Source organism: Leptothrix ochracea L12 (assembly GCF_000262525.1).
In genome coordinates this window covers 410-4,992 of sequence record NZ_JH660671.1, presented here as the reverse complement: position 1 = coordinate 4,992, position 4,583 = coordinate 410, and the positions used below count along the sequence as shown (strand labels likewise).

At 62.4% G+C, this 4,583-nt stretch carries 1 protein-coding gene; it reads left to right on the top strand.

Going from position 1 to position 4,583, the window contains the following annotated elements:
* Nucleotides 1–4,583: beta strand repeat-containing protein (locus LEPOCDRAFT_RS00605; RefSeq protein WP_043909595.1), on the top strand; the 4,583-nt coding region annotated here is incomplete at both ends.

Below are 4,583 nucleotides of genomic sequence, written 5' to 3'. Positions count from 1 at the left end.
GCGGGCAACGCGTCTAGCTTCACCACCGCCGCCACCCCGATCACCCCGGACACCATCGCTCCTACAGCGCTTGGGCTGAGCTTTATCGATACAGGTATTCCGGGCGACGGCATCACCTCACTCGGTACGGTTCAGATCACGGGCACCCTTGAAGCCGGCGCTGTGGTCGAGTACGGCACCAAGGATGCCCTCGGCAATCTGGTCTGGGCACCCACCTTCACCGCCCAATCAAGCGTGGCCGGGACGCTCAATCAGGTGTGGATTCGCCAGACCGATGCGGCTGGCAACGCGTCTTTCTTTGATCCCGCCGTACCGGCCACCAGCTTCACATTCATTGCTGCTGATCCAGCACCGTCGGTCAGCGTGACTGATACCGGTTCGATTCAGACAGCACCGGCCTTGGTCATCACCAACAGCAGCAACTTGGCGGTCGTTGCCAGCAACGGCAGCACCAACTTTGAATATTCATTCAGCCCCACGGGTGCCACCGGAAGTTGGGTTGCAGCGACTGCGGTCAACGGTCTGATCAATATCGGCACCTTGGCGCAAGGTGGGCAGACTGTGCTGGTGCACTCGATCGATGCACTCAACAGGGCTTCTGCAGACACCAGCGTCTCGTTCGTCTTTGACAGCGTGGCTCCGACAGCACCGAGCGCCACACTGGCGTACAACCCCGCAACCCAAGCTGTCAGCGCCCATCTCAGTCTGCCGATGGATGCTGTGGCGGGCGATGTCCTCACGGTGAACATCGCTGATGGGGTAGGGTCAGTGCAAAGCACGCCGATCACCCTGTCATCGGCGGACATCGCAGCGGGTTCGATCACCCTGCCCGTCAGCGCCACACTGGTTAACGGCACTACCTACACCGTCAGTGCCAACCTGACCGATGCCGCCGGCAACGCTTCGGGGCTATCCACCGCTACACCCACGTCGTCGCTCCTCTTTGACAACGTCGCCCCCACGACACCCGGGCTGGCGTTGGTGCTGGACAGCGCCAACGCGGGTAACACCGGCGTGCCCAACCCGACAGCAACCGATGGGATTTCGACCGCCATCGACCTGCGTTTGGCCAGCCTTGAAGCCGGTGCATCGCTTCAGTACCGCATCAACACCGGCAGCGTGGCCGGCGGCACATGGATCAGCATCGACCCAGCCACCTTGGCTATGGATGCGGGAACGGGTCAACCGGTGCTGAGCGAGGCTTTGCTATTGGGGGCCACACCCCTGGATGGCACCTACACGATCCAAGTAAGTCAGACTGATGCCGCCGGCAACCTCAGCCCGGTGCAGACCCTCACCACCACGCGCGACAACACCCTGAGCGCCTTGACCGGCTCCTTCACCGATACAGGCTCCAGCGCCGTGGATAGCATCACCCGGCTGGGCACCATCGCCTTGGGTGGTTTGGATGCCAACGTCGATCAAGTCAGCTACACGCTGACTGGGACGAATGCCCAGAGTGGCGCCATTGCTCCGATCACCGGCTTGGTGAATCTGGCTCAACCGAGTCTGGATCTGACCGCCTTGGCAGGCGGTGATGGCACGTACACCGTGACGCTGGTGCAGGCCGACAAGGCCGGCAACAACAACGCGGCCACGCCACTGGTGCTGGGGCCGATCACGCTCGATACCGTGGCCCCCACTGCGCCAGTGACCGCCGACCTCAACCTGAGCGCCCTCAAGTTGGGTGCCAACAGCAGCGACGTCACCGTCACGCTGAGCGCTGTGCCTCTGGATGCCACCAGCATCACGGTCGAGTTGCTGAGCAACGGTCTGCCCCTCGCGGGCTTGACGCCTTCGGTGGTTGGTTCGGCCTACACCTTTGCTGCGCAACCTGATGCAACCTACTCGGCCCGCGTCAGCTACACCGACACGGCGGGCAACACCTCCGCCACGGCGACCTCTGGCTTGCTGAGCATCGATACCGTCGCACCCAACGCACCCAACGTCGCCTTGGCCTATGACCCGCTGACGCTGGCGGTGCATGCCAACATCGGCTTGCCCGTCAATGCTGTGGCTGGCGATAGCCTGAGCGTCGTTGTGGCCGATGGCGCGGTGCCGCCCAACACCATCCAAACCTTGACGGTCACGCTCACCAGCACCGACATTGGTTTGGGCACCGTGAGCTTGGCCCTCAACACCGCCTTGCTCACCAGCGGCAGCAGCTACAGCGCCAGCGGCACACTGACCGACGTCGCCGGCAACGCCTCAGCAGCATCGGCCCCGGCCGCACTGGCCTTCGACAACATCGCCCCCACCCCGGCCATCGTCAGCTTGAGCGTCGATAGCGCCTTGGGCGGCACCAACACGGATCTGATCACCAACAACGCAGCCATCACGGTCTCGGGACTGGAACTGAATGCCGTGGTGGGGTACAGCCTTGATGGCGGCGCGTGGACCCCGACCTACAGCGCCCCGGCGGCCAACGGCGCTCACACCGTGCAAGTCCGCCAGACCGACGCAGCGGGTAACACCAGCACGGGCAGCCTGAGCTTCACCTATGACACGCAAGCCCCAGCCCAGCCGATCAACACGGTTTTCACACCGATCGGCGGTCTCGCCCCCACGGCGTTGACCACCAGCTTGCCGGCCACTTCGTTGGTCGGCGACACCGTGACCTTGAATGTGCTTGATTTGCAGAATGCACTGGTCTACAGCGTCCAGACCTCATTGATTCAAGCGGATCTGACCTTGGGCACGGTCAATCTGTCTTTGGGCGCAGGCTTGACCAACGGCAGCTATCAAGTTCAGATCACCTTGAGCGATGTGGCGGGTAACACCTCACTGACCTCGACCGCACAAGCGCTGCAAGTTGGCGCTGCGGGCCCGCTGGCAGCCACCATCGCGCTGGTGAACGACACCGGCTCGGTCAACATCGCCGGCACGTTGACCGATATGGTCACCACGGATGCCCGGTTGAACATCGGCCTCGACCCAGCGCTGGGGATCACGACCCAATACAGCATCAACAGCCTCACGCCGACCTCGTCCACCTATGTGGCCCCCACGACCGATAACGCCTACACCGTGCGGGTGTTCCAGACCAACGTCAACGGCACCACGATCACGCCGTTCATGTTCACCCTCGACACGGTGTGCCCAAAGCCGGTGGTCGCGCTCACGGCCGATACGGGGACATACGCCAACGATGGGGCGACGACCACAACACTGGTTCCTGCCGGCAGCACCAACGATGGTCGCCTGACCATCACCGGGCTGGACCCCCATGCGGCTGAAATCACCTACTTCGTCACCCCGGCTCAACAACCCGCCCTGCCCGGCACGCCACCGACGCTTGGGGGTCAGTTGGGGCCCTTCACGTGGGCCGTCCCCACGGGCAGTTCTTCCGTCGTGGTGCCAGTGCCGGTGGACCCCCTAACCGGCTCGCCACTGGCGGATGGCACCTATCAGATCGATCTCTTCCAGACCGACATGGCCGGCAACGTCTCGGCCACCAGCTCCATCATCTACACGCTCGATACCACGGCCACAGCACCGATGGTGTCTTTGATCAATATCACTCAGCCGGCCACCAATACCACCAGCTTCGGGGCCATCGACATCATTCCAACCACCACCGAAATCAGCTTTCAGACCGCCATCAGTGTCAACAACGGCCCATGGACCGATGTCAACCACTACGCACCGGTGCTCGGGCTGAATGATGTTCGTGTTCACGTGATCGACTTGGCCGGCAATGTCTCCCCCGATACGCTGTTGAGCTTCACCCTTGCAAGCGATTCACCGGTGGCCAACAACGTGTTGCCCACCGTCGCCTTCACGCACGACAGTGCGCCCGGCTTGGTGACGTGGTCTGGCATCACCAGCACAGGGACCACCACGGCCACCAATGCCGACCATCTCACCAACGATGCCAGCCTGACCGTCACGCCCGCAGTAGCCGCCGACACCATCGAATACAGCGTGGATGGTGGCTTGAGTTGGATCGGTGCCCCCACCACCGGGACGACCGCCTTGATCACTCAGACCATGCTGGAATTGGCCCGGGGTAACCCGCTGATCAACGATCTCAATTTCCCGAACTTCGCCTTCTACGTCCACGAGGTCTCGGCGACGGGTTCGGTATCCCCGGCGGCACCGGCGCTGCTGACCTTGGATATGGCAGCTCCGATGCAGTACGTCACCAGCGGTTCGACTCCAGCATCCACCGATCTCCAAGGGCTGTATCTGTCGCAGACCAACACCACGTTGGCGACCGCAGTGATGCGTGTGACCTACAACGAGGCGGTCACCCTTGATGCTGGCAACACACCTGTTCTGATGGATGCCAGCGGTCTACCTTTGGCCACGGGTTGTACCGTCACCGCGCTCAACAGCGGCCTCAGTTACGACGGCACCACCACCTTGGGGGCGCAACGCGACGCCAGCGGCGTGAATGTCATCGACATCATGGAGTTCCGCTTCACCGAAACGACCTTGGGCAGCTTTGCGGCCCTGATCGCGAACAATGCAACATTGATGCAATTTGTGCCCACCGCTGAGGTGCTCGTCACCGATATGGCCGGCAACGCTGTCAGCAATACGAGCAACTACGTCGATTGGTTCCGAGCCAATACAGGCTT